A 26,694-nucleotide genomic window follows, 5' to 3' on the forward strand; every position below is an offset into this window, starting at 1 on the left:
GGCCTGACCGGTCTCACCTAGGATGGCCGGGAATCACCACCGACTCGAAGGAGAGTTACCTATGACCGGCCAGCAGCGGCAATCCCGGACGGCCCGGAGGTTCCGGCGCGGCATGACGGCGGGTGCCGGCCTCGCGGCGGCGGCACTCGTGCTGAGCGCCTGCGGTGGCGGCTCGGACGCGGGCGACGGCGGGCAGGGCAGTGAGGACGCGGAGTTCCTGACCATCGCCACCGGTGGCTCCTCCGGCGTCTACTACCAGATCGGCGCCACCATGGCCGATATGCTCCGCGAGGAGCTCGGTTCCGACACCTCGGTCCAGGCGACCGGCGCGACCGCCGAGAACATCAACCTGCTCACCGACGGCAACGCGGAGCTCGCCTTCGCCATGGGCGACGCCGTCGTCCAGGCGCTGGAGGGCACCGGCCCGTTCGAGGACGACGCCCGTGAGGGGCTCGTGGCCATCGCGGCGCTCTATCCGAACACGGTCCAGCTGGTGGCCACCACGGCCTCCGGCATCGAATCGGTGGAGGACCTCGCCGGCCGGAACGTCGCGGTCGGCGATGTCGGATCCGGCGTGGAACTCAACGCGCAGATGGTGCTCGGTGCCTACGATCTGAGCTACGACGACATCAACGCGGACTACCTCTCCTACGCCGAGGCCACCGACCAGATGGCCAACGGCCACATCGACGCCGCCTTCGTCACCTCGGGCGTGCCCAACCCGACCCTCACCGAGCTGGGCACCAACACGGACTTCATCGTGGTGCCGATCGACGGCGACGGCGCCGAGACCCTGCTGACCGAGTACGACTTCTTCTCCGAGGACGTCGTGCCCGGTGGCACCTACCTGCAGGAGGAGGACGTGCCCACCGTGGGCGTGACCAACCATCTGCTGGTGGGCGAGCAGCTGAGCGAGGACGCCGTCTACGACATCACCGCCACGCTGTTCGACAATCTCGACCGGCTGCACGGCTCGCACAGCGCCGCGGAGGTCATCACCCTGGAGACCGTGACCGAGGGCCTCGTGGTGCCGTTGCATCCCGGTGCCGAGCGGTACTTCGACGAGCAGGGCGTGCTCTAAGGACCGGTCCGGCCGGACCGGGGCGATGACCTCCTCCGTCTCCCGGCGGCGGCTGCTGACCTACGCGGGTCCGGCGGCCGCCGCCGTGGCGCTGGCCGGCTGCGGCATCGGGCGCCGTGTGCTCGTCTGCCGTCATCAGCGCACCGGCGAGGTCTACGCCGAGCTGCCGATCACGGCGGAATCGGAGATCACCCACTCCTGGATCCACTCCATCGAACTGTCCCGCTGGACGGACGTCTACCGGGTGCACGGCGAGGGCCTCCTCCTGGTGGCCACCAGCTTCCAGGAATACGGCGCGGGCATGCCGCTGGACGAGGGCGACGTCTCCCTCCGGGACGGCAGGGTGGTGATCGAGAACATCGACCGCCCGTTCGAGGCCATCCGCTGGATGCACTCGCACCGGGTGGACTACCGCATCGGCGTCGACGGCCACGACGACCTGATCGACACGCTGAGACTCCCCGACAAGGAACCACTGGAACTGAGACCCCAATGAGCAGATCAGACAAACACGACCCCGCGCAGCCGGCGGCCGAGGGCGAGACCATCGAGGTCATCCCGCACGACGAGGACGAGCGCAGGGCCCGGGAGAAGGAGGCGGCCGCGGCCGCCGCCAAGTACGATGCGGAGTCCCGGGTCCGCGAGACCCGATGGAAGCCGCTGGCGCTGCTGATCAGCGGCGTGGCGGTCTTCACCGCGCTGTACCACATGTACACCGCGTACTTCGGCACGCCGCCGACGCTGATCCACCGTTCGCTGCACGTGAGCCTGATCCTCTTCCTGGTCTTCATGCTCTACCCGCCGGCACGCCGGGCACGCGCCGCCTGGTGGCGGATCCCCGACGCCGTGCTCGCCCTGGCCGCCTTCGTGCCGACGCTCTATCTGGTGCAGAACTACGAGCAACTCGTGCTGCAGGCCGGGCGCTACACCTCCACCGACATCCTGGTGGCGACCCTGCTGGTGGTGCTGGTGCTCGAGGCCGCCCGGCGCGTGACCGGCTGGGCGCTGCCGATCCTGGCGTTGCTGTTCATCCTGTTCGGCCTGTACGGCCGCGAACTGCCCGGCCTGTTCCGGCACCGCGGCTACGACTGGGACACCCTGGCCTACAACTTCTTCGCCACCACTGAGGGCATCTTCGGCACCGCCATCGGCGTCTCTGCCACCTATATCTTCCTGTTCATCCTCTTCGGCGCCTTCCTGGCGAAGTCCGGGATGAGCCAGATGTTCAACGACCTCGCCCTGGCCATCGCCGGCCAGGGCCGTGGCGGCCCGGCCAAGGTCGCCACCCTGGCCTCCGGCTTCATGGGGTCCATCAACGGCGCCGCGATCGCGAACGTGGTCTCCACCGGCGCGTTCACCATCCCGCTGATGAAGAAGATCGGCTACACCCGCACCTTCGCCGGCGCCGTCGAGTCCACCGCCTCCGTCGGCGGCCAGATCCTCCCGCCGATCATGGGTGCCGCGGCGTTCATCATGGCCGAGACCCTGGGCGTGCCGTATACCACCGTGGCGCTGGCGGCGATCGTCCCGGCGCTGCTGTACTACGTCAGCCTGATCGGCCAGATCCACCTGCGTGCCACCCGGATGGGGCTCAAGGGCATCGCGAAGGAGAACCTGCCGGATGTGCTCGGCGTGCTCAAAGACCGCGGCCATCTGCTCATCCCGCTGGCCTTCCTGCTGTACATGCTGTTCTTCTCCGGCCGCACCATCCTGTACTCGGCGTTCCTGACGATCCTGGTCACCATCGCGGTGGCCATGCTGCGCAAGACCACGCGCATGACGCCGCTGCAGATCCTGCAGGCGCTCGAGGACGGCACGCGCTCGGCGCTGGGCGTGGCGGTGGCCTGCGCCTCGGTGGGCGTCATCGTCGGCGTCGTGACCGTCTCCGGTTTCGGCGTCACCCTGGCCGGCGCGATCGTCTCGCTCAGCGGGGGAGTGCTGTTCTGGACGCTGGTGATGACGATGGTCGCCTGCCTCGTGCTGGGCATGGGCCTGCCGTCGATCCCGGCGTACATCATCACCGCCACGATGGCCGCGCCCGCGCTCACCGAGCTCGGCGTCGAGCCGATCGTGGCGCACCTGTTCGTGTTCTACTTCGGCCTGTTCGCCAACATCACCCCGCCGGTCGCGCTGGCCTCCTTCGCCGCGGCGGGCATCAGCGGCGGCAGCCCCATGCGCACCGGCGTGGCGTCCCTGAAGCTCGCCAGCGCCGGCTTCGTGATCCCGTACATCTTCGTGTACAACCCGGACCTGCTGCTGCGCGATGTGGACTTCCTCACCGGGGTGACCGTGGTGGCCTCCGCGGTCGTGGCGGTGCTGCTGCTGGCCACCGCGATCGAGGGGCACTTCATGGTGGACATGCCGTGGTACGCCCGGATCGTGATCGCCGCCGGCGCGCTCATGATGCTCAACACCAATATGCTCTACGACCTGATCGGCATCGGCCTGGTGGTGCTGGTCCTGGGGTTCCAGATGATCCGCGCCCGGGCCGCCGGGCAGCTGAGCCTCAGAGCTATCTGACCGCCGGCGTAACGGGGGCGCCTCCCGCCGCGCCGGTGCCCAGCAGGTAGCGTTGCCGGCACGCAGGCACAACCGGCGACGGGGGAGCATCATGCTGACCAGCGATCTGATCGTCCAGCGGCTGACCGAGTGGGGCGTGACGCGCGTCTTCGGGTACAGCGGAGACGGCAACAACGGCCTGATGGGGGCGCTGCAGCGCGCCGGCAGACCGGAGTTCGTCCAGGCCAGGCATGAGGAGTCGGCAGCCTTCATGGCCGCCGGGCACGCCAAGTACACCGGCGGAGCCGGGGTGGTCACGGCCACGCAGGGGCCCGGAGCGGTGCATCTGCTGACCGGGCTGTACGACGCCAAGGCCGATAGCGTGCCGGTGGTCGCGCTGGTCGGTCAGCAGGACCGCAGCACGCTGGGCTCCGGCTATCAGCAGGAGGTGGATCTGCACACCCTGTTCCAGGACGTGGCCGCCGGATTCGCCCAGCAGCTGTCCTCGCCGGAGCAGGTGCCGATGGCGATCGACCGGGCCTTCCGGCAGGCGCTTGCCAGGCGCGGCCCGGCCATCGTGATCGTGCCGCAGGACGTCCAGGAGGCGACCGCCCCGGACATCGGGCAGGAACACGGCCAGATCCCCACCTCACCGGTCTGCGGCAGCGTGGACGCGGTGCCGCCGCCCGAGGCGCTCGCCGAGGCCGCCCGGGTGCTGTCCGGCCGGTCCCGGCTGACCGTCCTGGCCGGACAGGGCGTGGCGGGCGCTTGGCCGGAACTGGCGGAGTTCGCCGAGCACACCGGCGCCGCGATCGTGACCAGCCTGCTGGGCAAGCCGCACGTCGACGAGACGGCGCCTTTCGTGGCCGGCACCATGGGTCATCTGGGCACCCCGGAGAGCGCGGTGGCGCTGCAGGAGTGCGATGCGCTGCTGATCGCCGGCTCGGACGATCCGTGGACGGAGTACTATCCGCCGCCGGGAAGCGTGCCCGCCGTCCAGATCGACCTCGATCCGGCCCGGCTGGGCAATCGCCACCCGGTCGCGGTGGGAATCGCGGCCGATGCCGCGGCGTCGCTGCGGGCACTGACCGCCGCTCTGCCGGCCGCCGGGCACGACGGCTGGCGCGACCGGATCCGCACCGCCGTGGAGACCGGCCGCGAGGTGGCCCGGCAGCGAGCCGAGGTGCCCACCCGCCCCGGCACCGTCAACCCCGAGGCGGTCTTCAGCCACTGGCGTCCTCACGCGGACGCCGATGACGCGGTGCTGGCCATCGACGTCGGTTCCTGCGTCTACTGGTACGTCCGGCAGCTGCGCACCCGTCCCGGGGTCCCGGCACACCTGTCCAGCACGCTGGCGAGCATGGGCTGCGCCGTGCCGTACGGGCTGGCCGCGAAGCTCGCGTGGCCGCACCGGCCGGTCTACGCCTTCGCCGGGGACGGGGCGGTCCAGATGCTCGGCATCAACGAGCTCATCACCGTCTCCCGTCTGTGGCGGCAATGGGAGGACCCGCGTTTCGTGCTCACGGTGCTGAACAACGGCGATCTTGCGGAGGTCAGCTGGGAGCAGCGGGAGATGGAGGGAATGCCCCGGTTCGCCGAGAGCCAGGATCTGCCGGTCTTCGACGTGGCCGCCTACGCCACCCAGCTCGGGCTCACCGGCGTCGCGGTGGACGACCCCGCCAAGCTGCCAGACGCCATCGGCGCCGCGGTGACGGCGGACCGCCCGGTCGTGCTCGATGTCCGCACCGATCCGGACACGCCCATGCTGCCGCCGCTCTACCAGGACCGAGAGAAGCTGCCGGGCATCCGCGAAGCGCTCGGCGGCGAGGCCGCGCCGCACCGCGAGCACGCACTGCGCCTGCTGGAGGAATACGCCGGCATCGAGCTGCGGCTGCTCGGGCTCGGCGAGTCCTAGCTACGGAACCGTCAGCGTCCGCCGCGGCCGGCCACCGCGGTGGCGACCACCCGCCAGCCCACCAGGGTGGCGAAGTTGAGCAGGCCGGCGACGATGATGAAGGCCCCGGCGGTGCCGTCGCCGAGGAAGGCGCGGATCATCATCCCGATGAGGATGGTCGCCGCCCACAGGCCCACCCCGGTGCGCAGCGGGGAGAGCGGCTGCTGCCAGGCGCAGGTGAGCAGCCACGCCGCCGCCAGTCCGGCCAGGAACGGCCAGCTGGTCTCCGCGATGCCCACCAGGCTCATGTCCCCGCCGTGGGTCCAGTGCCCGACGATCCCGAACCCCGTCACCAGGACGAGATCGACGATGACGGCGGTGAACACATGGGAACTGCGCTTGGGTGCCATGAGCTCAAGTCTATGAGCCAGCGCGTATTCTGGAGCGATGAGCGTACACCGGATCATGGGACTCGAATCCGAGTTCGGCATCAGCCAGCCGGGACGTCCCGAGGCCAATCCCATGCGGGACTCGGCACGCGTGGTCCACGCCTACGCCGCACCGCTGGGGCTGCGCTCGGGCCAGAGCTTCTGGGACTACTCCACCGAGTCGCCGCTGGCCGACGCCCGCGGCTTCCTGATGAGCCGGCATTCGGCGGACCTGTCCCAGCTGACGCATCTGCCGGAGCTGCAGCCCGATGCCGAGTACCTCGCCAATGTAGTCCTGCCCAACGGCGCCCGCTACTACGTCGATCACGCCCATCCGGAGTACTCGGCGCCGGAGACCACCTCACCGCGGGAGGCGCTGCGCTACGACCGCGCGGGGGATCAGATCGCGGCCGCCAGCGTGCGGGCGCTGGCGGGCACCGCCGAGCCGGTGAACCTGTACAAGAACAACACCGACGGCAAGGGCGCCTCCTACGGCACGCATGAGAACTACCTGGTGCCCCGGGAGGTGGACTTCGAGGCGCTGATCGCCGGGCTCACGCCGTTCTTCGTGACCCGGCAGATCTACACCGGCGCGGGGCGCGTCGGCCTGGGACAGGGCAGTGAGGAACCGGGCTTCCAGCTGTCCTCGCGGGCCGATTTCTTCGAGGCGGAGGTGGGCCTGGAGACCACCCTGCGCAGGCCGATCATCAACACCAGGGACGAGCCGCACGCCATCCCGGAGGAGCACCGCCGGCTGCACGTGATCATCGGCGACGCGAACCTGGCCGAGACCGCCGGGCTGCTCAAGCTCGGCGCGACGTCCCTCGTGCTGGGACTGATCGAGCACGGCCGGGCTCCCGAGCTCGCCCTGGCAGATCCGCTCGGCAGCCTGCGCGCCGTCAGCCGGGACCTGGACTTCACCGCGCTGCTGCCGCTGGCCGGCGGCGGGGCCATGACGGCCATCGCGATCCAGCGGGAGTACCTGCGCGCGGCCGAGGAATGGTGCCGCGACACCGGTGCCGAGGACCCCGATACCGTCGAAGTGCTCCAGGAATGGGCCCGCGTGCTGCACGCCCTGGAAACCGATCCGGTGAGCCTGGCCGACAGTCTCGATTGGGCCGCCAAATACCAGCTGCTCAGCCGCTACCGCGAGCGGGAGGGCCTGAGCTGGGACGCCCCCAAGCTGGCGCTCATCGACGTGCAGTACGCCGATGTCAGGCCGGAGCGCGGGCTGTTCCACCGGCTGGAGTCGTCCGGGGCGATCCGCCGGCTGACCGATCCGGCCGCGGTGGACCGGGCGATGGCCCTGCCCCCGGAGGACACCCGGGCGTGGCTGCGCGGCACCGTCGCCGGCAGGTTCAGCCAGGACCTGGTCTCCGCCAGCTGGGACTCCCTGGTGTTCCAGTTCGAGGGGGAGGACCGGCTGCACCGGCTGCCCATGCTCCGGCCGGAACGGGGCACCCGCGCCCTCGTCGGCGATATCGTCGAGGCGAGCGCCGATGCCCGGGAGCTGCTGCGGCGGCTGACCGGCTAGAGCACGCGTATCCTTGAGACCAGATGTGCCGCCGGCAGCGAGTTCGCTCCCATCAGTGAGCCGCAGCGGGCAGGCACCCGCGAACCGCGAACAAGAAGAAGGAGTCATGGCAGGACAGGAGCAGATCCGCAGGAATCAGCCCTCCCCCGGGCCCGAGGAGCCGGTGGAACCGCCCAAGGCCGTCACCCCGCAGATCAACACCAGCAAGGTGGACAGCGTGCTGGACGAGATCGACAGCGTCCTGGAGACGAACGCGGAGGACTTCGTGAAGAACTTCGTCCAGAAGGGCGGGGAGTAACAGCCAGGCCATGGGCAGCACAGGATTCCCCCCACCGTTCCTGACCTCCACCACGAGCTCGTTCGCCGAGTTCGCCGCTCAGGCCGCCCCGCACGTCCTCCCGGCACGCCGGCTGGAGGGGATCGTGAGCGCTGACGCGGCCGTCACGGCCGGTCTCGCCCCGCACGGCACCACCATCGTCGCCCTGACCTACTCCGGCGGCGTGCTGATGGCAGGCGACCGGCGCGCGACCGTGGGCCACACGATCGCCTCGCGCACCATCGAGAAGGTCTTCCCGGCCGACTCGCAGTCGGTGATCGGCATCGCCGGCACGGCGGGACTGGCGCTCGAACTGGTCCGGCTGTTCCAGCTGGAACTGGAGCACTACGAGAAGATCGAGGGCACGCCGCTGTCCCTCGAGGGCAAGGCGAACCGGCTGGCGGCGATGCTGCGCTCGAACCTCGGGCTGGCCATCCAGGGCCTGGCCGTCGTGCCGCTCTTCGCCGGCATCGGCGACGCCCGCCCGCGGATCTTCAGCTTTGACGTCACCGGCGGGCGCTATGAGGAGGTGGAGCACCACTCGGTGGGCTCCGGCTCGGGATTCGCCCGCGGCGCGCTGAAGAAGCTGTGGCGGCCCGATCTGGGCCGTACCGACGCCATCCGGGTGGCCGTCGAGGCGCTTTACGACGCGGCCGACGACGACTCCGCCACCGGTGGCCCGGACCTGGGCCGGCAGATCTTCCCGGTGGTCTACACGGTGGAGGCGGCCGGCCAGTCCCGCGCCGATGACGACCTGGTCCGGCGCACGGCTCTGGACGTGGTGGCCGCACGCGCGGAAGGGGGCCGGGCATGAGCACGCCGTTCTACGTCTCTCCCGAGCAGCTGATCAAGGACCGGGCGGACTTCGCCCGCAAGGGCATCGCCCGGGGACGCTCGGTCGTCGTGCTCGGCGCCGAGGCCGGCATCGTCCTGGTGGCGGAGAACCCGTCCACCGCGCTGCGCAAGATCGCGGAGATCTACGACCGGATCGGGTTCGCGGCGGTGGGCAAGTACAACGAGTTCGAGCAGCTGCGCCAGGCCGGGGTGCGCTACGCGGATCTGCGCGGCTACTCCTACGATCGCACCGACGTCTCCGCCCGCGGCCTGACGAACGCCTACGCGCAGACCCTCGCGGGCGTGTTCACCACCGAGTCCAAGCCCCTGGAGGTGGAGCTCGTCGTCGCGGAGCTCGGTGCGCAGCAGGCCGCCGACCAGCTCTACCGGATCAGCTACGACGGCTCCGTCGCCGATGAGTCCGACTGGGTCAGCATCGGCGGCGGCACCGAGCGGATCGCCCAGCTGCTCTCGGCCGAATGGTCCCCGGGACTGAGCCTGCCGCAGGCGGTCGCGCTGGGTCGCAAGGCGCTCGGCGCTTCCCGGGAGGGCACCGTCGAGGTGGACTCCCTGGAGGTCGCGCTACTGGACCGCGCGGCTCCCGGGCGGCGCACCTTCCGGCGCATCGGCCATGCCGAGCTGGCACAGCTCCTGGCGCCGGAGCGCGGTGAACCCGGCCCGCAGGACGAGCAGGCAGGGGAGCAGCCGGAGTGAAGCGCATCTTCGGGGTCGAGACCGAGTTCGGGCTGGCCTACACCCAGCGGCAGACCCGCCGGCTCGGGCCCGAGGAGCTCGCGCGGCACATGTTCCGCAAAGTGGTCGAGTGGGGCCGCTCCTCGAACGTGTTCCTGCCCAACGGGGCCAGGCTCTACCTGGACGTCGGCTCGCATCCGGAGTACGCCACCGCGGAATGCGATTCCCTGGCGGATCTCCTGGCGCAGGACCGCGCCGGGGAGGGCATCCTGCTGGAGCTGTTGGCCGATGCGCAGGCCGCCATCGAGGCCGAAGGCCATGACGGCACCGTCCACCTGCTCAAGAACAACGCCGACTCCAGCGGGAACTCCTACGGCTGCCACGAGAACTATCTGATCCGCCGTACCGTCGAGTTCTCCCGGCTGACGACGGCCCTGCTGCCGTTCCTGGTGTCCCGCCAGCTGCTGGTGGGAGCCGGCGCCCTCATCGGCGCCGTGCCGCCGGGAACCCGGGCCGGTGAGGGCCCGGCGACCGCGACCTCCGGGCCGGTGTTCGGGTTCTCCGCACGCTCGGACTTCATGTGGGAGGGCGTCTCCTCCGCGACGACTCGTTCCAGGCCGATCATCAACGCCCGCGACGAGCCCCATGCCGATGCCGCCCTGTACCGCCGCCTGCATGTCATCGTCGGCGACTCCAACCGTTCGGAGACCACCTCGCTGCTGAAGCTCGGCTCGGCCGCTCTGGTGATCGATCTGATCGAGTCGGGCCGGCCCCTGAAGCCGTTCACTTTGAAGGACCCGATCGCCGATATCCGGCTGCTGGCCCGCGACCTGGGCTCCGAGCACCGGATGCGTCTGGCCGACGGCGGGGAGACCACGGCGGCGGACATGCTGGAGTACTTCCTGGGCGAGGCCGCGGATCTGGTCGCGCGCGGTGACCACTCGCTCGGCGACGACGCGCTGGCCGTCCGTGTGATCGACCTGTGGCAGCGGACCCTGACCGCCGTGCGCACCGGCGACTGGGATCCGGTGGCGACCGAGATCGACTGGGCCATCAAGCGTCGCTTGTTCGCCCGGTACCAGCAGCGGCTCGGCCTGGACCCCGGCGACTTCGGCGACCCCCGGCTGACCCGGCTGGACCTGGCCTACCACGATCTCACCCCCGGTGCCGGGATCTTCGGCGGGCTGGAGGAGGCGGGCCTCGCCGCCAGGCTCACGGAGCCGGCCACGGTCGCCCGCGCCGCCGATGTGCCGCCGCAGACCACCCGGGCGCGGCTGCGCGGGGAGTTCATCCGACGGGCGCACGAGCAGCAGCTCGATTTCACCGTCGACTGGGTGCACCTGCGACTGAACGACCGGGCGCAGCGGGCCGTCGTCTGCAAGGATCCGTTCCAGAGCGAAGACGAGCGGGTCGACCGTCTGCTGGCACTCATGTCGGACGCGTAGACTTGGGCGCGACCATTCATCGTTGGAAGGACAACTGCGTGCGGACTCGCATCCTGGGTGCCGTCGCGGCCGTGGCTCTCGTGCTGAGCGGCTGCGGCTCGGACGACACCGACGCCTCGCCCGAAGCGGAACAGCCGACCCCCATCGCCGTCGAGGACGCCAGCTCCACCTCGCTGGACGAGGTGACCGTCGAAGGCGAGCCCGGCGAACGGCCGGAGGTGAGCTTCGAGGCGCCGCTCGTGATCGAGGGCTCCGAGCACACCGTGGTCCATGAGGGCGATGGCGACAACGTCGGCGAGAACCAGCAGGTGACCGCCAATATGACGCTCGTGAGCGGGAACACCGGCGAGGAGCTGTCCTCCTCGTACGAGACGGGCCAGCCCTCCGGCTTCCCCACCGACACCGAGCAGATCAGCCAGAGCCTCTACGACGCCGTGATGGAGGTGCCGGTGGGCAGCCGCGTGCTGCTCAGCTACAACGGCCCGGCCCGTCAGGGCGAGGTCACCCAGACGCTCATTTACGTCATCGACATCACCGGTGCCGAGGAGATCCCGGAGCCGTTGAGCCGCGCCGAGGGCGAAGAGGTCGATCCGGTCGAGGGCCTGCCAGAGGTCAGCCGGGGCGAGGACGGCCAGCCGAGCATCTCCACCCCGGAGGGCGATGCGCCGGGCGAGCTGACCGTGGAGCCGACCATCCAGGGCGATGGCCCGGAGATCACCGAGGGTCAGACGGTCACGGTGCACTACACCGGCTGGCTGTGGGACGGCGGCGAGCAATTCGACAGCAGCTGGGAGCGCGGCGAGCCGTTCGTCGTCCAGGACGTGCCCAACGGCCCCGTCATCGAGGGCTGGAACCAGGCGCTGCTGGGCCAGAACGTCGGCAGCCAGATCCTGGTGGTCATCCCGCCGGAGCAGGGCTACGGCGAGGCGGGCGCGGGGGAGAACATCCCGCCGAACGCCACGCTCGTCTTCGTGATCGACATCCTCTCCAGCGTCGGCTGAGCCGGCGTGAGCGCCTCACATCAGCCATATGTGAGCGGAACCTGAGCCATAGCTCAGGCCCATGTCTGAAGCCCATATCGCGGGCGGCGACGTCCCGCCCGCGCAGAAAGGAGCGCCCGTGAGCCCCGAGCGCAGCAAGCCCCAGATCGATTTCCCCGGCGAACAGCCGCCGGCCGAACTCCAGATCACCGATGAGATCGTCGGTGACGGCCCCGAAGCAAAGGCCGGCGATACGATCTCCGCGCACTACGTGGGCGTGGCCTTCTCCACCGGTGAGGAGTTCGACGCCTCCTGGAACCGCGGTCAGCCGCTCGAGTTCACCCTGGGGGTGGGCATGGTCATCGCCGGCTGGGACCAGGGCATGCAGGGGATGAAAGTGGGCGGCCGGCGGAAGCTGGTCATCCCGCCCCACCTGGCCTACGGCGACCGCGGCGCCGGCGGCGTCATCGCCCCGGGCGAGACGCTGATCTTCGTCGTGGATCTCGTCGCAGTCCGCTAAGGCGCCCGCCGCTGCCGGCGGCACTCGTGCACTCCGGTTCGACCTGGTGGACGGGCGCCGCTATCTGGTCAGTGTCGGCGACGATGAGTCCGCCGCCGGCCGGATCGTGGCGGCGTTGGACGAGGACGGCTCCGCAGCGCCGTCGAATGCGCCGATCTGTCGCTGAGCCGGCCCTAGAGATCGATCCGCGTGAGCCGTTCACCGTGGCGGGCACGGATGGTCACGGATGTCTCACGTCCGGGCGGCAACGCCCTGACTACGATGTGGCCGCCTCTGACGTCGTCCAATGCGCGTACGACGGCGGTGATGGTATCGGGAGGATGAGGACGAGCCCCGCCGTCGTCCAGCAGCGCCACCTCCACTCCGCGGGCTCGTGCACGCTGGGCGGCCTGAAGGACCTCTTCGGTCGCCAGCGCGCCTCCGCGGAGCCAGTCCCGCACCGCTGCCTCCGTCGCAAGCGCCTCACGTTTTTCCGCAGCGGTGAGAGAACCGCCGGAGGCCAGCCGCTCCAGCGTGTCCCCGGTGAGCGCGAGCAGGTGTTCCCGGCGCTCCCGCTGGACCCGCAGGGCGGCCGCAGCGCTCTCCTCGGCGCGGATCCGGAGCAGACCGGCCTCCTGCATCCGGCGGATCTCCGCCAGAGTCCGGTGCAGCAACACGGTGAACAGCGTGACCACCAGCAGCAGGCCGGCGTGCCGGAGCACGAATCCCGCCGCGTCCCCGGGACCGCGGCCGGCCCAGAGCGCCCACCCTGTGGTGAGACCGGCATGGATCGCGAAGCCCAGCCACGCCCAGGCTGTGCGGCCGCGCAGCGCCACCACGAACAGCAGGACCGTCACGGCGCTCCAGAACCACGACGACCATCCCGGCCAGCCCCGCACGGGCAGATTCCATGCCAGGAGCGACACCACCGTGGTGAGACCGAGCACCCCGAAGGTCAGCGGCAGCGGATAGGGGTCGGGTGCGGGCCGCAACACGAGCACGGCCCCGGCCGTGACCAGGACGAGGCCCGCCAGCGCCGCGGCCGGCGAGCGGACCTCGCCGAGCGTGATCACGGCGTTGAGCGCATTGGAGGCCGTGAACACCGCCAGGACGAGATAGGCCGGCCAGCTGGTCAATCCCAGTAGGCGCGTGGCGCCGCGCGGCCCGGTCACGGCGCCTGCCAGCACACATCGACGACAGTGCCCCGGCCGGGCGCGCTGCGCACGGAAGCCGAGCCGCCCGGAAGCGCCGACATCCGCTCCAGTACGCTCACCCGGAGCCCCAGCCGCTCACTGGGGACGGCGGCCGGCTCGAAGCCGGTTCCCTCGTCCTCGATGCGCACGCGGAGCCAGGCGGCTTCCCCGGAACGGCCTCGGACATGCACCCGGCGGGCCGCGTCGCCGGCATGACGGCAGCTGTTGCGCACTGCTTCCGTCGTTGCCTCCACCAGCGCAGCCGCGGCCTCCGGCGGCAGGAACAGGTGTTCCGGCACCCGGGCGTGCCATTCGAATCCCGCCGGGACCGCGTCGCGGATCCGCGCGGCCGCCTCGCGCGCCGGCACCGGATCACCCGGTCCCGCGGGTGAGTCGTGCAGGAGTTCCAGCGCCGTCCGGGCGCTGGCCGGCACCTGATCCTGTACTGCGGGATCGCCCCTGCCCGCCGCCAGGAGAACGGCCAGGACATGGTCGTGCACGAGCGCATCCAGGCGGATCCGCTGACGGTGCTCACTGCTCAGCCGGGCCTCCCGGGCGGTGGCGGCACGGGCCACCGCGGCGGACCGGTCCAGCTCCCGCCCGCCGGCCAGAGCGCCCTGGATCAGAGCGAGGAACACGGCGGCGAAGGTGAAAGCGAACACGGCATCCTGGACGGCGACGATCCAGCCGAGGACGGGTGCGGTGGCATGACGTAGCAGGCCGGTGGCCACCGACAGGATGCCGAGGTAGGACCACGCCGCTGGGGGAGACCACAGCAGGCCCGCCGCGGCCGCCGGGATGGTCAGGATGCTGTAGGGCCAGGGCGCCGGCTGAGGCATCTGCGGTGCGGTCATGAGCGGCAGCCACAGGACGATCGCCAGCAGCACCAGTAAGCAGTACACGGCGGTGAGCGCCAGCGGGACGGCGGTGTGGCGGTGGCCGCGCAATGCCAGCAGACCGGCGAGCGGCGGCAGCGCCGCGCAGAGCGCGTACAACACCGTGCCGAAGACGTGGAGCCGCTCGAGCTGCCCGCCGGCAGCGCCGAGGCCGAGGGCGGTGTACACGAGGGAGGCGACCCCCAGGCCGGTCATCAGCGTGGCGCGCAGCCGCTCGGTGGCCGGCCCGCCGGGGCGGGGCATGCCGGAACGGAACCTGCCCGGGCGCGTCATGCCCCGTCGCCGAGGAGGCGGTCTTCGAGCGCGCGGTGGTACAGGTCCACCCGGCTGGCGGCCTGCCGGCCCGCTTGGGCGTACTTGGCCCTGATCCGGCTGATGTAATTGGCGACGGTCGCAGGGGTGAGCCCGGTCAGGCGCGCCACCGTCTTGGCGGTCTCACCGGAGGCGTAGAGCGCCAGGATCTCCCGCTCACGGGGACTCAGGCCGGCATCCGCGAGGTGGGGATCCGCGTCGAGCGCCGCAGCCCATTCCAGCGAGGCCACGGGGTTCCCGGCGAGAGCCTGCAGGACGGCGGAGAGGATCTCGGACTCCGGCAGGGACTTCGGGACGATGCCCAGCACATCGGCGCGTGCGGCCTCCCGCAGCAGGGCGGGGTTCTCCCCGGAGGTGAGGATCAGCACCGGCAGTCCCGCCTCCTGGAGCCGGGTGATGTTCCCCGTCACGCTGGAGCCGTCCGCCAGCCGCAGGTCCAGGACGGCCAGGGTGAGTGCCTGTGCCTGGCTGAGGAGGTCATCGACGGTCGCAGCACGCACCGACTCGACGCCGGCGTCGCGCAACAGCCCCGTCAGCCCGAGCGCGATCAGACCGTGGTCCTCCACGATCCCCACTTTTCCGGATGCCATCCGCATGCCTTTCTTTCGTGCCTTTCCCGTCATCACGGAAACCGAAGGAGGGCTTTTCGGATGCCGGTGGTGAGAAAGTACATCTGCCGGCCCGAGTGCCGGCGCTCTTACTATGACACAGGAATTCGGCCTTTCTTCGCCCCTGCCGGATAGCGTGAGTTTCCCTTTTCCGCGGGCGAGAACGGGCGTCTTCGCGCTGCGGTCGCAGCATTGACGAAGAACAGTGGAAGGACGTACATGAAGTCGATTCGCCGCACGCTGGGCCCGGTTGCCGCAGGACTCACAGCCCTGGTGATCACCGGGTTCCCGGGGACCGCCGCGGTCGCGGGCACCTCGGACCCCGCGGAGATCGTCTGGGGCGAGCCGCCCCAGAACATGGAAGTCACGCCGGCACTGAGCGCGGTTTCGGTGATTCCGGATGCGGACGGTTTCCAGCTCCGCTTTGATTACGGCCAGTCGGACATCCCGGGTATGCCGGGCGTGCATGCCTGGGGGCAGGTGGCGCTGGGCGTCTATCCCGGGACGCCGGAGGAGTTCCCGTTCGGGAGCGATGTCGTCACGGAACACGAATACGGAGTGATCGACGATCCTTTCCTGCTGGAGTACCCGGACGCCCCGTGGGAAGGCCAGGCCGGGACGATCGACCGGCACATCCAGGTGGACCGGAGCACGCCGGTGACCGTCATGCTGTTCACCGCCCAAGCCTGCGACTGCGCCTTCAACCCCATCTTCACCGCCGGTGTCTCGCTGCCGGCGCTGGACTCCGGGCAGCCGGCCGCACCGGCCCTGGAGGCGTCCCCGGCCGGCGTCTATCCCGGCGAGACGGTGACGGCGCACGGGACCGGGTTCCCGGACGGCGACTGGGTGATCTCGGTCGAAGTCGCCGGCGAGGTGTTCGAACCGTTGCCGCCCCATCGGGTGGGCGAGCCGGTGGAGCTGGACGCCGAGGGAGGCTTCGAGGTCCGGTTCCTGGTGCCGGCCGGAGCCGCTCCGGGAACCTACCCGGAGGCGGTGCGGGCCGTCAGCGGTGCCGGTGAGCAGCTGACTGCCGGCCTGGAGATCCTGGCGCCGGTAGCTGTGCGGCCTGCCGCGCCGGTGCAGGACGGGAACGTCGTTACCATTCCGAGGGCCGAGGGCGTCGAGTACCGCGAGGCCGGGGGAGGAGTTCTGCTTCCGGGCGATATCAGCCTGCAGCGGGATCTGCGCGTCGTGGCAGTTCCGGGACGGGGCTTCGTCTTCGAGCCCGGTTCGGAAACGGAGTGGCTCTTCTCCTATCAGCCCGGCAGCGAGGGGACCGGCGATCCCGGAACCGGCAGCGAGGGCACGGGCGATCCCGGGACCGGCACGGGGGACGGCTCCGGTTCTACCGGAGCGGCGGCCGATGGCTCACGGCCCGGCGCCGGTACCCTTCCGGCGACAGGAGCCGGGACGCAGAGCACGATGGGAGCCGCGCTCGGCGGCGCGCTGGTCCTGGCGGGACTTGCGCTCGTACTGCTGAGCAGCCGTCGGCTGCGGCGCGTGCTCTGAATCCCCGCGGAGTCTCCGCGAGGCGTTCCTGTCTAGGCGTGTGGCGACGGCACCCGCAGCACGCACAGTCGGCAGCTGATCCCGCCCTTGACGTGGTAGGGCCGTTCCTCCACCGAGCGACGCTCGGCGAGCCCCGCGGCGAACAGCCGGTCGAGTTCGGCGCGGTACCCGCCGTCCTCCCAGACGGCGGAGTGCACCGAAGCGACGATCACGCCGCCGGGGCGCACCAGGCGGATGAACTCCGCGAACGCGGCCGGGCCCACGTGTCCGCCGGTGAGGGTGCCGGTGCAGATGAGCGCGTCATAGGAATCACCGGGGAGTTCAAGGGGCCGGGTCAGATCGCCCGTGCTGAGGCTCCGGTAGACACCCCGGCGGCGAGCCTGTTCCAGCATGCCGGGGGAGAGGTCCACGCCGTCGATGCCGCCCAGCTCCAGTCCGAGCCTGGCGGCGGCCGCCGTCAGCTCGGCGCCGGCCAGACCGGTGCCGCAACCGGCGTCGAGGACGACCGGCCGTGCGGGACCCAGGTCCAGTAGCGCACGGGCAAGCTGCTCGCCAGCCAGCTGCGGCGCGATATAGCCGAGGTCCTGGAGGGTGTCATCGTCGTAGCTGGCGGCCCACTCGTCATAGGCGCGGCGCGCCTCCTCAGGACCGCTGAGCTGGTAGATCCGGGCCAGTCTGACGTTGATGGGCTCATTCATAGCCGGAACGCTCTCCTCGTCACGGGGCTCGTCTCGATCTCGCTTTCGGGGCTCGTCTCGATTTCACCTTAGAGGAAGCGCGGCGGAGGCGGTGCCGTTCCGCCCCAGGGCCATCGCCGGCATCGCCACTGTCCGTGTTCGAACATAGAATCGAACACATGACGAGCATGCCGCTGGGAGCCGAGGCACGGGGGGAGGTCCTCCCGGGCCGGCCGCTGCCCGGTTCCAGTGTGCTCCCGCCTGCTCAGACGGGCACCGCCAAGGTCAGCCGCGCGTTCACCCGGCTGCAGGGCAAGCACGGGCTGGAGGCGGTGCTGATGCCCGCACTGCAGGGCGGAAGGCTCCCGGAGGAGGAGAACCTCTGGACCCCCTGGCAGCATGCCCCGGAACCGGAACGAGGCCGCGACGCCACCTGGGAGGGGCGGTTGCCGGCGCCGCAGCCATTGCTGCTGCGGACGGTGCCGGCGGCACTGCTGGATTCGGACGGCCGGGACATCGGGGTGTCTCTCCGCTATGGCCTGATGGGCCGGCCCCGATGGCTCTCCCTGCAGGAAGGCCCCTCACGGCGGGATCGGACCCGCAGCGAGGTGCGGGCCTGGTCCCGGAGCTGGCCGGTGGAGAGCCACTGGTGGGACCCCGGGGTCATACGCCGGCTGGCACGTCTTCAGGTGCTGCTGGACGACGGCCGCGGTCTGCTGCTCTACCGGGAGGACGGCCGCTGGCAGGTGGCGGGGTGCTATGAGTAGGAAACCCTGGACGCCTCACGTCGGCAGCAGCGGAAGCGCGGCCATGAGCGTGGACATGGGCATGGACATGGATATGGATATGGACGCCGCGCCATGAGCGGCTGGTTCAATCCGCGGATCACCTGGGCCGAACTCGAGGGGCGGCTCTCGGCGGACTCGGCGGAGGCACTGCCGCCGGAGGCCCGCACGGGTGAGCCTCTGGCTCATCGGCGGCGCCCGAGCCGGGAGGGCAGGAAGGCCCGGCAGGACCGTAAGCCGCAGCCCGAGGGCACCACCCCCGGCACGGGGATGGTCTCGGGCGAGGCGTCTCCGCGCAGGAAAGCGCCAGCCGGGAAAGCGCAGGGGACGCGCAGCGCGCGCTACGCCGAACTGCATGCGCACTCGAACTTCAGTTTCCTGCACGGTGCCTCCAGCCCGGAGCAACTGGTGAAGGAGGCCATCGACCGGGGCTTGAGCGCCCTGGCTCTCACCGACCACGACGGTTTCTACGGGGCGGCCAGATTCGCCCGGGCAGCTGAGGGTACAGGCCTGGCGACGGTGTTCGGTGCGAGCCTTCCCCTGCCGGAGGGCCGCCTTCCCCTGCTGTGCGCCGGGGTGGAGGGATACCGGCGGCTCTCTTCGGCCATCACCCGGGCCCAGATGGCCGGGAGCAAAGACGGAATCCGCTGCGAGGCCGAGGACCTGGCCGCGCAGTCGGGCGGGCACTGGCAGGTGCTCACCGGCGGCCGGGACGGGCCGCTGCACGCCCATCTGGGCGACGACGACGGCGGGCTGGGCTATCTGCGGCAGCTGCGGGATCTTTTCGGTCCCGGGCATGTGGAGGTCGAACTCGTCCGCCACGGCCTGCCCGATGACGATGAACGGATCCGGCACCTGTCGACGCTGGCCGAGCGCGCAGGTCTTCCCGTCGTGGCGGCCAATGCGGTCCGGTACGCGGTGCCGGCGCAGATGCGCCTGGCCCAGGCGGTGGAGGCGGTCAGCCGGCGCAGCTCCATGGAGCAGATCGCAGGTGAGCTTCCCGCCGCAACGCAGGCGATGCTCCGCGGCCCGGAGGAGATGACGGTTCTTTTCGCGGAGCATCCTGGTGCGGTGGCGCGGGCCGTGCAGCTGGGGGATGAGCTGTCCTTCCAGCTCTCCCTGGCTGAGCCGCGGCTGCCCGAGCCGCCCGTGGAGGGCCAGGACCACGCGAAAGTGCTGCGCGAGTACGCCATCGCCGGCACCCTGGAACGGTACGGCCCCCGGGCCACCGAACGCGTGAAAGGCGCCTGGGCGCAGGTGGAACGGGAACTCGACGCGGTCGAGTCCATGGGTTTCTGCGGGTACTTCTTGATCGTGCACGACATCGCCAGGTTCTGCCGGGAGGCGAACATCTTCTGCCAGGGCCGGGGGTCCGCCGCCGGCTCCGCGCTCTGCTACGTGCTGGGCATCACCGCGGTGGACTCGGTCGCGGAGGGGCTGCTCTTCGAGCGTTTCCTGGCCCCGGAACGAGACGGCTATCCCGATATCGACCTGGACATCGAATCCGCCCGCCGGGAGGAGGTCATCCAGTACGTCTACCGGCACTACGGCCGCGACCGGGCGGCGCAGGTGGCCAATGTGATCAGCTACCGGGGGCGTTCGGCGGTCCGTGACATGGCCCGGGCCCTCGGCTACGCGCCCGGGCAGCAGGACGCCTGGGCCAAGCAGGTGGAGCGCTGGGGAGAACTCCCGGAGACGGCCGGTGAAGGGGAGGACGGCATCCCCGGGCAGGTGCTGGAGCTGGCCAGCCAGATGCTGAAAGCGCCGCGGCATCTGGGAATCCACTCCGGCGGGATGGTGCTGTGCGACCGCCCGGTCTCGGAGGTGGTGCCCGTTGAATGGGGCCGGATGGAGAACCGTTCGGTGGTGCAGTGGGACAAGGACGACTGCGCCGATATGAAGCTGGTGAAGTTCGACCTGTTGGGGCTGGGCATGCTCGGAGCACTGCACGAGATGGTCGACCTGGTCCGGCAGCGGCACGGCCTGGCGGTGGAACGATCGCTCCTGAACCGCAGTGACCCCCGCGTCTACGAGATGCTCTGCCGCGGTGACGCGGTAGGGGTCTTCCAGGTGGAGTCCCGGGCTCAGCTGGCGACGCTGCCGCGGCTCGCACCCACGAACATCTACGAACTGGCCATCCAGGTGGCGATCATCCGGCCCGGGCCCATCCAGGGCGGCAGCGTGCACCCCTATATCCGCCGCAAGCAGGAGAAGGAGGAGGTCACCTACCCGCACGAGATGTTCAAGCCGGTGCTGAAGCGCACGCTGGGCGTGCCGCTCTTTCAGGAACAGCTGATGCAGCTGGCGATGGTGGCGGCGGACTTCACCGGCGGGGACGCCGATGAGCTGCGCCGGGCGATGAGCGCCAAACGCTCCCTGGAGCGGATGCAGGGCCTCAAGGAGCGTTTCTTCGCCGGGACGGACAAGAAGGGCATCGACCGGAGCACTGCGGAGGCGATCTACGCCAAGATCGAGGCCTTCGCCAATTACGGCTTCCCCGAGAGCCATGCCATCAGCTTCGCCGCACTGGTCTTCGACAGCGCCTGGTTCAAGTGCTATTTCCCGGCCGCGTTCTGCGTGGGGTTGCTGCGCCACCAGCCGATGGGTTTCTACTCGCCGCAGTCGCTCATAGCCGATGCCCGCCGGCACGGCGTGGAGATCCGGGGCGTGGATATCAATGCCAGCGAGGTCCAGGCGTGCCTGGAAGGTGATCCACCCCAGCTGTCCGGGTTTCCCAGGGAGCCGGTGGAGGCCGATGCCATCCGCCTGGGACTGGGTTCCATCCGCGGGCTGGGGACTCAGGCGGCGGAGTTGGTCGTCGCCGCACGTGACCGGGAAGGTGCCTTCTCTTCCGTAGCGGATCTGTGCCATCGGGTGGAGCTTTCCCAGGGCGCTCTGGAGGCACTCGCCGCGGCGGGGGCCTTCGATTCCCTCGGGATCTCCCGCAGGGAGGCGCTGTGGACGGCGGGGGCGCTGGCCGGCGCGGGGCCGCAGACCTTGCCGGGCGTGGATCCCGGCAGTGCTGCTCCGCGGTTGCCGGAGGCCGGCGATTTCGAGCAGACGCTCGGGGAGCTGTGGGCGACCGGAACCACGGCGGAGGACTATCCCACCGTGCATCTGCGGGACGAGCTCACGAGCCGGGGGATCAGCGGCATCGATGCCCTGAAGGATCACCCCGGCGGCACCAGGGTGAGCGTGGCGGGCCTGGTGACGCATCGGCAGCGTCCGGCGACCGCCACCGGGATCACCTTCATGAACCTGGAGGACGAGTACGGCATGCTCAATGTGGTCTGCACCGCGGGGTTGTGGAAGCGGTACCGGCAGACCGCGCTGCGGGCGAATGCAATCATCGTGCACGGCGTGCTGCAGCGGGAGGGGCCGGTCATCAGCGTGCGTGCCGAGCGGCTGGAGGCGCTGCCGACCTCGCTGAGCACCCGTTCCCGGGACTTCCAGTGAACGCGGGTAGCCGCGAGCGGGCATGAGACCGGGCAGCTGCCGATGCGCGATCACCGGCTGCGGAGCAGGACGGCCATCAGGCATCGGCGCGCTGGGCCTACGCACGATCACAGACGAGTGTGTTCGGGGCACTTCGGCCAGGTGGTGTGGAGATGCAAGGAGCGTTGTCCGTGCCAACGGCTAGCGTGAGTGTCATGACAGAAGATCGGACCGCTCGCCACAGCGACGGCGGAACCCTGACTGGGGACTCCGCCGGAACTGCTGTGCGCGGGACCGGGGTCGGCGGCGCAGGGGCAGGCGGCACAGGGGCAGGCATCCCCGAGCACGCGCGGGCGAGTGCCGATCACGATTTCCTCCCTGCGGCAGGCACCGGTGATGGTTCCTCTTCCGAAGCGGGCGCCGGTGACAGTTCCTCTTCCGAAGCGGGCGCCGGTGACGGTTCTCTCTCTGCGGTGGGAGTCCCTCACGCGGACGGGGCTGGCCACGCCATGCCCCATGATGCCCCGGCCGCTCGCCGTGCTTCGCGTGGCAATCACCGTGCTTCGCGCGGCGACGATCGTGCGGACACAGGCGCGGGGCACTGGCGTGAGCGGCTCACCGCTCTGGCCCGGGGCCGCGCCTGTGCCGAGGCAGCCGAACTCGCCGCAGCTCTGGATCACCTCGATGCGGAGGTGGCCCGGATCGAGGCAGACCAGTCCGGCGACTGGACCGTCGTGAACGGCGAGCGCGTGTTCCTTCCGGCCGAGGTCACGGAAGCCCAGCGCGGAGCCGTGATCTATGAGATCGGACGTGCTCTGGGATGGAGCCCCGCGCAGGCATCGCTGCGTCTGGCCCGGGCAGCACGAGTGCGTGAGGAACTGCCCATCGTGTGGAACGGGTTCCTGGCCGGCCGGCTGGACGCCTCCCGCGTGTACGTCCTCGCCGATGCCGCGGCGCGCCTGGAAAGGCTCGAATCGCTGCGCATCCTGGACGCACGGGCCGCAGAATACGCGTGCAGTCACACTCTCGGGGAACTGAGGAGGTGGCTCCGGCGTCTCATCGCGCAGCTGGAGCCGGATATCCAGAGCGAACGGGCACATCGCGCGCTTGCCGAGCGGTGCGTGAGCGTGGAACACCGCGAGGAGGGGATGAGCGAGCTCTGGGCCCTCCTGCCGACGATGCACGCCGTGGTGATCGACCAGGCACTGACCAAGGCCGCCAAGCGAGTCGTCGGTTCTGGCCGGACGTTGTCGCAGGCCCGGGCCGACGTCCTCGCGGATGTCCTCACGGGAGGAAAGCTCCCGCATCCCGCGGAGCAGCATCCCACGGGGCAGCATCTTTCCCCGGAAGCAGGTCAGTGTGCCTCCCCGGGAACGAGGCGCGCGGAAGCGGGAACGGAAGAACCCGCGCACCCGAGGGAAAGCACCCCAGACACGCCCGACGGGCATATGGACGCCCCTGCCATGTTCCCCGAGCCCGGCGCGGGACTGCGGGCGCTCTCGGAGGTACGGGTCCACATCGGCGTCACCGTACCGGCGGAAGCGCTGGCCGGCGTCAGGCAGGCCCCCGCCGTCGGCGACGACGGTTCATGGACGATTCCGGTGCCGTCCTTGCTCCACCTGCTCACCGGCGATGGCCCGCCCCGGAGTCCCGCCGATCACACGCCACCACCAGCACGCGGGGATAAGAGGCCGTCGGCAGCGAATCTCCGTGAGGGGCAACCGCGTCTAGGCACCAGCCACGGACCATCGGCGGCAGGCAAGGGCGGTTCACCGCCCTCGATAAGAGCCGAAGACAGTCCGCCGTCGATAGACGCCGATGGTGCCGCGCCCCGAGCAAGCGCCCGCGATGAACCACCGGCACGCGTCGACGATGGGCCGCCCTCGGCAGGGCCAGGCACGGCTGCCCCTGCGGATAGCTCTGCCCACGTGCAAACGCCGCCGACGGCGGACGCACCTGGACCAGCGAGCCGTGAAAAACCGGAGCGCCCAGACCACCGCGTCTCCGTCTTCTGGCATCGTCTGCTCCTCGGCGGACGAGGCGATGGTGGCGAGCAGCGTGATGGCGGTGAGGTGCTGCACGCGGACTACGTGGGACGCTTCCCGCCCGAGACCCTGCGCGCTGCGCTCGGGTTCCGCGATGGGAGCTGCAGTGTGCCCGGTTGCATGACGGCGCCTGCGCGGTGCGACGTCGATCACCGTGTGCCGTGGCCGGCAGGCCCGACCGCGGCGGCGAACCTCGACACGCTCTGCCGCCGGCATCACCGGTGGAAGACCATGGGAGTGATCACCCCGGTGGAAGTCGGTATCGCCGGGAACGGCGAACCCCGCTGGGGGTGGCAACTGCCCTCAGGCGAGGTGGCGCCGGTGGAACGGGCGAATCATGCTCCGCTCGCCCCCACCTCGCCGCAGCGTCCGACCCGCCGGGACCAGGCGCTGCTGAGCCGCACAGCAACTCACGCCGAATCGCCCGCCGAGCGCGGCCTCGCCGCACGGGTCCTGGAGGTCGTTTTCTGATGCGCCCAGCATTACGGCACGTGCCAGCCGGTCTCTTCCAGCTCGCCGACCCCCTCAGCCCTCCGGGATGGTCGCGAGTCCCTCGATGAGCTCGGCACCGGGCAGCCTGGCCAGCAGCGCCCCCTCCAGGACGATCTTCGAGGCGCGGATGCCGGAACCGATCACGACCTCGCCGGCGTCCGCCACACGCGAATCGACGAGCAACCGCCACTCCGAGGGGAGCCCGACGGGAGTGATGCCGCCGTACTCCATCCCCGATTCCTCGGTGGCGCGATCCATGGGCAGGAAGGACGCCTTGCGCACGTCCAGGAGCTTCTTCACGGTGGTGTTCACATCCGCCCGGGTGTGCGCCAGGACGACGCAGGCAGCGATGCGCTCCTCGCCGCCCCTCTTCCCCGCCACCAGAACGCAGTTGGCGGAGGCCTCCATCGGGATTCCGGTCGCCTCGCACAGTGCCGCGGTATCGGCCAGCCCGGCGTCGATGGGGAAGGTGTGGATCCGGGAGATGTCGACGCCGGCAGCGGCGGCCTGTTCCAGCCCCTCATGGACGGGTGGTGCCAGCAGTTCGGGATGGTCGGCGGCCGGGACGCGCGGCAACGCGGGAAGAGTCATGCCTGTCCTCTCTTATCGGGTATAGTTGACTGTCGGTCTCCAGCCTAGTGAGGCCGTGAAGGAATCTGGGCACTGGCCGGCGGATTCCCCGTAGGTCGAAGTTCGTGGCGGAGAGCCGCGGAGCCACGCACCTGCGCAGGGGTCACGAGCGCACCAGGCGCCCGATAAGGATCTCAAAAAGAAAGCAAGGCTCTCCATGAAGAAGGACATCCACCCGGATTACGGCTACGTCGTCTTCAACGACCTCGCCTCCGGCACCAAGTTCCTCACCCGCTCCACCGCCACGAGCGAGAAGACCATCGAGTGGGAGGACGGCAACACCTACCCGGTCATCGATGTCGAGATCTCCTCGGCCTCGCACCCCTTCTACACCGGCAAGCAGCGCATCCTGGACAGCGCCGGCCGCGTGGAGAAGTTCAAGGACCGCTACAAGGGCTTCGGCCGCCGGGGCTGATCCACGCCCCAGCACCGCGAAAGGCGCGGGACTCATCGCGAGTCCCGCGCCTTTCGCGTATCTGAAAGTCCTACCGGTTCAGAGTTCGCGTGCCGTGACGGCCACGCCTTCAGCCGGATACAGACGGGCCGCCGGGTGCAGGGTGGAGGGCACGCCGGTGGCGTTGGGCAGCCGGCCGGCGATCGCATGGGTGACGACTTCCTTCGCCTCAGCCACCGCATCCACCGCCGATGCGCCCTGGGCCAGGCCCGCCGCGATCGCCGAGGCGAAGGAGCAGCCGGCGCCGTTGACCAGTGCGTCACTGACCTTCGGGGTGGAGAATCGCACGAGCGTGTAGCCATCGTAGAAGACGTCCACCGCTTCGTCCCCGTCGAGCCGTGCGCCGCCTTTGACGACCACGCCCGCCGCACCCAGAGCGTGGATCGCCTTGGCCGCCTCGACCAGATCGGCCTCGGTCTCCAGCTTCTCCGCGCCCAGAAGCGTCGCAGCCTCCTCCAGATTCGGTGTGATGACCGTCGCCTGCGGCACCAGGTTCTCCACGAAGAGGTCCTTCAGGTCCACCATCGTGCCGCTTCCCTTGCACACCAGCACGGGATCGAAGACATAGGGCAGGGAATTGCCCTCCAGATAGCGGGCCAGCTGCAATGCCGACTCCGCGGTGCCGAGCATGCCGGACTTGAGCGCGTCGAAGGAATGCACCGCCAGGGCGCTCTTGAGCTGCCGCGCGATGACCTCGGTCTCCATGAAGTCGATGGCGTGCTCGAAGTCCTTCTCCGGATCGAAGGTCACGATGCAGGTGACCACTGCGGTGCCGAAGACGCCGAACTCCTCGAACATCTTCAGATCGGCCTCGAGACCGGCGCCGCCGGAGACGTCGGAGCCGGCGATGGTGAGGGCGCGTGCTACCACGTGGTGTCCTTTCATACAGGTGATGTCATGCGACGCTCGTCCAGGTGGGCGAGTCGTCGGAGCATCTCCCTATAGTAGCCGTGGCGCCAGCAACCCTCGTCAGCTGCCGGCGTAGCCGTGCTGGCGCCACGCCTCGTAGAGCGCGATCGAGGCGGAGTTCGCCAGATTCAGTGATCGGCGGGCCGGCAGCATCGGGATCCGCAGCCGCTCGTGGACCCGGTCGTCGCCGCTGACCTCCTCGGGCAGGCCTGCCGACTCGGGACCGAAGAGGAGGACATCCCCGGGTTCATAGGAGACCTCGGCGAAGTTCGTGCTCGCGTGAGTGGTGAACGCGAAGATGCGATGTCCGGCGAAATGCTCCCACATCGCCTCCGGAGTGGGATGCACGGTCAGGCGCGCCAGATCGTGGTAGTCCAGTCCCGCCCGGCGGAGCTTGGCATCGGAGAAGTCGAAGCCGAGCGGCTCCACCAGATGCAGGTCCGCGCCCGTCACGGCGGCAAGACGGATGGCGTTCCCGGTGTTGCCGGGAATCTCGGGGGTGTAGAAGACGAAACTGAACATGAGCAGCTCAAGCATACCCACTTG

General features: G+C 70.1%; 24 protein-coding genes. 16 read left to right on the forward strand and 8 right to left on the reverse strand.

The genetic code is table 11. The features are described 5' to 3' along the window. Positions 1-61 precede the first annotated feature (61 nt). The 4 genes from IEW13_RS04775 (at position 62) to IEW13_RS04790 (ending at position 5,495) form a co-directional block, all read left to right on the forward strand. A complete protein-coding gene (locus IEW13_RS04775; protein WP_229744937.1) occupies positions 62-1,081 on the forward strand; it encodes a TAXI family TRAP transporter solute-binding subunit in 1,020 nt (339 codons plus the stop codon). Between the two features lie 25 nt (positions 1,082-1,106). Then, on the forward strand, positions 1,107-1,577 hold the full coding sequence (locus IEW13_RS04780; RefSeq protein ID WP_188549789.1) for a DUF1850 domain-containing protein: 471 nt from the start codon (positions 1,107-1,109) through the stop codon (positions 1,575-1,577). Then, positions 1,574-3,601: a TRAP transporter permease gene (locus IEW13_RS04785; protein ID WP_188549790.1), complete on the forward strand. Its 2,028-nt coding sequence runs from the start codon at positions 1,574-1,576 to the stop codon at positions 3,599-3,601. Before IEW13_RS04780 ends, IEW13_RS04785 begins: the two co-directional genes overlap by 4 nt. Before the next feature lie 91 nt (positions 3,602-3,692). Then, entirely contained in the window at positions 3,693-5,495 is a 1,803-nt protein-coding gene (locus IEW13_RS04790; protein ID WP_188549791.1) for a thiamine pyrophosphate-requiring protein, read from the forward strand. Between the two features lie 11 nt (positions 5,496-5,506). Here the strand turns inward: IEW13_RS04790 and IEW13_RS04795 are convergent, their stop codons facing one another. Beyond that, positions 5,507-5,884 carry a DUF3054 domain-containing protein gene (locus tag IEW13_RS04795; protein WP_188549792.1) on the reverse strand — a complete coding sequence of 126 codons (378 nt, stop codon included), beginning with the start codon at positions 5,882-5,884 and terminating at the stop codon, positions 5,507-5,509. Positions 5,885-5,921: 37 nt separating this feature from the next. Here IEW13_RS04795 and dop point away from each other — a divergent pair, with 37 nt between their 5' ends. The 7 genes from dop to IEW13_RS04830 all read left to right on the forward strand — a co-directional run bounded on the left by dop (position 5,922) and on the right by IEW13_RS04830 (position 12,224). Next, entirely contained in the window at positions 5,922-7,436 is a 1,515-nt protein-coding gene (gene dop / locus IEW13_RS04800) for a depupylase/deamidase Dop (RefSeq protein ID WP_188549793.1), read from the forward strand. 106 nt (positions 7,437-7,542) lie between these two features. Then, positions 7,543-7,734 (forward strand): ubiquitin-like protein Pup, encoded by a 192-nt coding sequence (locus IEW13_RS04805; protein ID WP_188549794.1) that lies wholly within the window; start codon positions 7,543-7,545, stop codon positions 7,732-7,734. Between the two features lie 10 nt (positions 7,735-7,744). After that, positions 7,745-8,566 carry a proteasome subunit beta gene (gene prcB / locus IEW13_RS04810; RefSeq protein WP_188549795.1) on the forward strand — a complete coding sequence of 274 codons (822 nt, stop codon included), beginning with the start codon at positions 7,745-7,747 and terminating at the stop codon, positions 8,564-8,566. Further along, complete coding sequence (prcA, locus tag IEW13_RS04815; protein ID WP_188549796.1) at positions 8,563-9,300, forward strand: proteasome subunit alpha; 738 nt, start codon at positions 8,563-8,565, stop codon at positions 9,298-9,300. The genes prcB and prcA overlap by 4 nt, the downstream gene beginning before the upstream one ends. Further along, entirely contained in the window at positions 9,297-10,724 is a 1,428-nt protein-coding gene (gene pafA / locus IEW13_RS04820; protein ID WP_188549797.1) for a Pup--protein ligase, read from the forward strand. The genes prcA and pafA overlap by 4 nt, the downstream gene beginning before the upstream one ends. Before the next feature lie 38 nt (positions 10,725-10,762). Next, entirely contained in the window at positions 10,763-11,725 is a 963-nt protein-coding gene (locus tag IEW13_RS04825; RefSeq protein ID WP_188549798.1) for an FKBP-type peptidyl-prolyl cis-trans isomerase, read from the forward strand. A 118-nt stretch (positions 11,726-11,843) separates the two neighbouring features. After that, positions 11,844-12,224, forward strand: a complete 381-nt coding sequence (locus IEW13_RS04830; RefSeq protein ID WP_229744938.1) for an FKBP-type peptidyl-prolyl cis-trans isomerase — start codon at positions 11,844-11,846, stop codon at positions 12,222-12,224. 173 nt (positions 12,225-12,397) lie between these two features. On the opposite strand, the gene IEW13_RS04835 is transcribed toward IEW13_RS04830, so the two are convergent. The 3 genes from IEW13_RS04835 to IEW13_RS04845 are packed head-to-tail and all read right to left on the reverse strand — an operon-like array spanning position 12,398 to position 15,194. Continuing rightward, positions 12,398-13,375 carry a DUF8320 family protein gene (locus IEW13_RS04835; protein ID WP_188549800.1) on the reverse strand — a complete coding sequence of 326 codons (978 nt, stop codon included), beginning with the start codon at positions 13,373-13,375 and terminating at the stop codon, positions 12,398-12,400. Beyond that, positions 13,372-14,535 (reverse strand): sensor histidine kinase, encoded by a 1,164-nt coding sequence (locus tag IEW13_RS04840; RefSeq protein WP_188549801.1) that lies wholly within the window; start codon positions 14,533-14,535, stop codon positions 13,372-13,374. Before IEW13_RS04840 ends, IEW13_RS04835 begins: the two co-directional genes overlap by 4 nt. A 26-nt stretch (positions 14,536-14,561) precedes the next feature. Next, positions 14,562-15,194 (reverse strand): LuxR C-terminal-related transcriptional regulator, encoded by a 633-nt coding sequence (locus tag IEW13_RS04845; protein WP_188549802.1) that lies wholly within the window; start codon positions 15,192-15,194, stop codon positions 14,562-14,564. A 237-nt stretch (positions 15,195-15,431) separates the two neighbouring features. Between IEW13_RS04845 and IEW13_RS04850 the strand changes: the two genes are divergently transcribed. Further along, positions 15,432-16,721: an LPXTG cell wall anchor domain-containing protein gene (locus IEW13_RS04850; RefSeq protein ID WP_188549803.1), complete on the forward strand. Its 1,290-nt coding sequence runs from the start codon at positions 15,432-15,434 to the stop codon at positions 16,719-16,721. Between the two features lie 32 nt (positions 16,722-16,753). Here the strand turns inward: IEW13_RS04850 and IEW13_RS04855 are convergent, their stop codons facing one another. Continuing rightward, positions 16,754-17,419, reverse strand: a complete 666-nt coding sequence (locus IEW13_RS04855) for a class I SAM-dependent DNA methyltransferase (protein ID WP_188549804.1) — start codon at positions 17,417-17,419, stop codon at positions 16,754-16,756. Between the two features lie 158 nt (positions 17,420-17,577). Between IEW13_RS04855 and IEW13_RS04860 the strand changes: the two genes are divergently transcribed. The 3 genes from IEW13_RS04860 to IEW13_RS04870 all read left to right on the forward strand — a co-directional run bounded on the left by IEW13_RS04860 (position 17,578) and on the right by IEW13_RS04870 (position 24,134). Further along, positions 17,578-18,165, forward strand: coding sequence for a hypothetical protein (locus tag IEW13_RS04860; RefSeq protein WP_188549805.1), 588 nt, complete (start codon positions 17,578-17,580; stop codon positions 18,163-18,165). Positions 18,166-18,258: 93 nt separating this feature from the next. Further along, complete coding sequence (locus IEW13_RS04865; protein WP_188549806.1) at positions 18,259-21,639, forward strand: error-prone DNA polymerase; 3,381 nt, start codon at positions 18,259-18,261, stop codon at positions 21,637-21,639. 488 nt (positions 21,640-22,127) lie between these two features. Beyond that, positions 22,128-24,134, forward strand: coding sequence for an HNH endonuclease signature motif containing protein (locus tag IEW13_RS04870; protein WP_188549807.1), 2,007 nt, complete (start codon positions 22,128-22,130; stop codon positions 24,132-24,134). Positions 24,135-24,188: 54 nt separating this feature from the next. On the opposite strand, the gene IEW13_RS04875 is transcribed toward IEW13_RS04870, so the two are convergent. After that, positions 24,189-24,746, reverse strand: a complete 558-nt coding sequence (locus tag IEW13_RS04875) for a YbaK/EbsC family protein (protein WP_188549808.1) — start codon at positions 24,744-24,746, stop codon at positions 24,189-24,191. 196 nt (positions 24,747-24,942) lie between these two features. Here IEW13_RS04875 and IEW13_RS04880 point away from each other — a divergent pair, with 196 nt between their 5' ends. Beyond that, complete coding sequence (locus IEW13_RS04880) at positions 24,943-25,200, forward strand: type B 50S ribosomal protein L31 (protein WP_188549809.1); 258 nt, start codon at positions 24,943-24,945, stop codon at positions 25,198-25,200. Between the two features lie 78 nt (positions 25,201-25,278). Here IEW13_RS04880 and IEW13_RS04885 read toward each other — a convergent pair whose 3' ends face one another. Together IEW13_RS04885 and IEW13_RS04890 are read right to left on the reverse strand one after the other, a co-directional pair. Then, on the reverse strand, positions 25,279-26,109 hold the full coding sequence (locus IEW13_RS04885; protein ID WP_188549810.1) for a PfkB family carbohydrate kinase: 831 nt from the start codon (positions 26,107-26,109) through the stop codon (positions 25,279-25,281). 99 nt (positions 26,110-26,208) lie between these two features. Further along, positions 26,209-26,670 (reverse strand): tRNA (cytidine(34)-2'-O)-methyltransferase, encoded by a 462-nt coding sequence (locus IEW13_RS04890; RefSeq protein ID WP_188549856.1) that lies wholly within the window; start codon positions 26,668-26,670, stop codon positions 26,209-26,211. Between the last annotated feature and the right edge of the window lie 24 nt (positions 26,671-26,694).

It is taken from the genome of Sediminivirga luteola, assembly GCF_014639315.1.
Lineage (GTDB): Bacteria > Actinomycetota > Actinomycetes > Actinomycetales > Brevibacteriaceae > Sediminivirga > Sediminivirga luteola.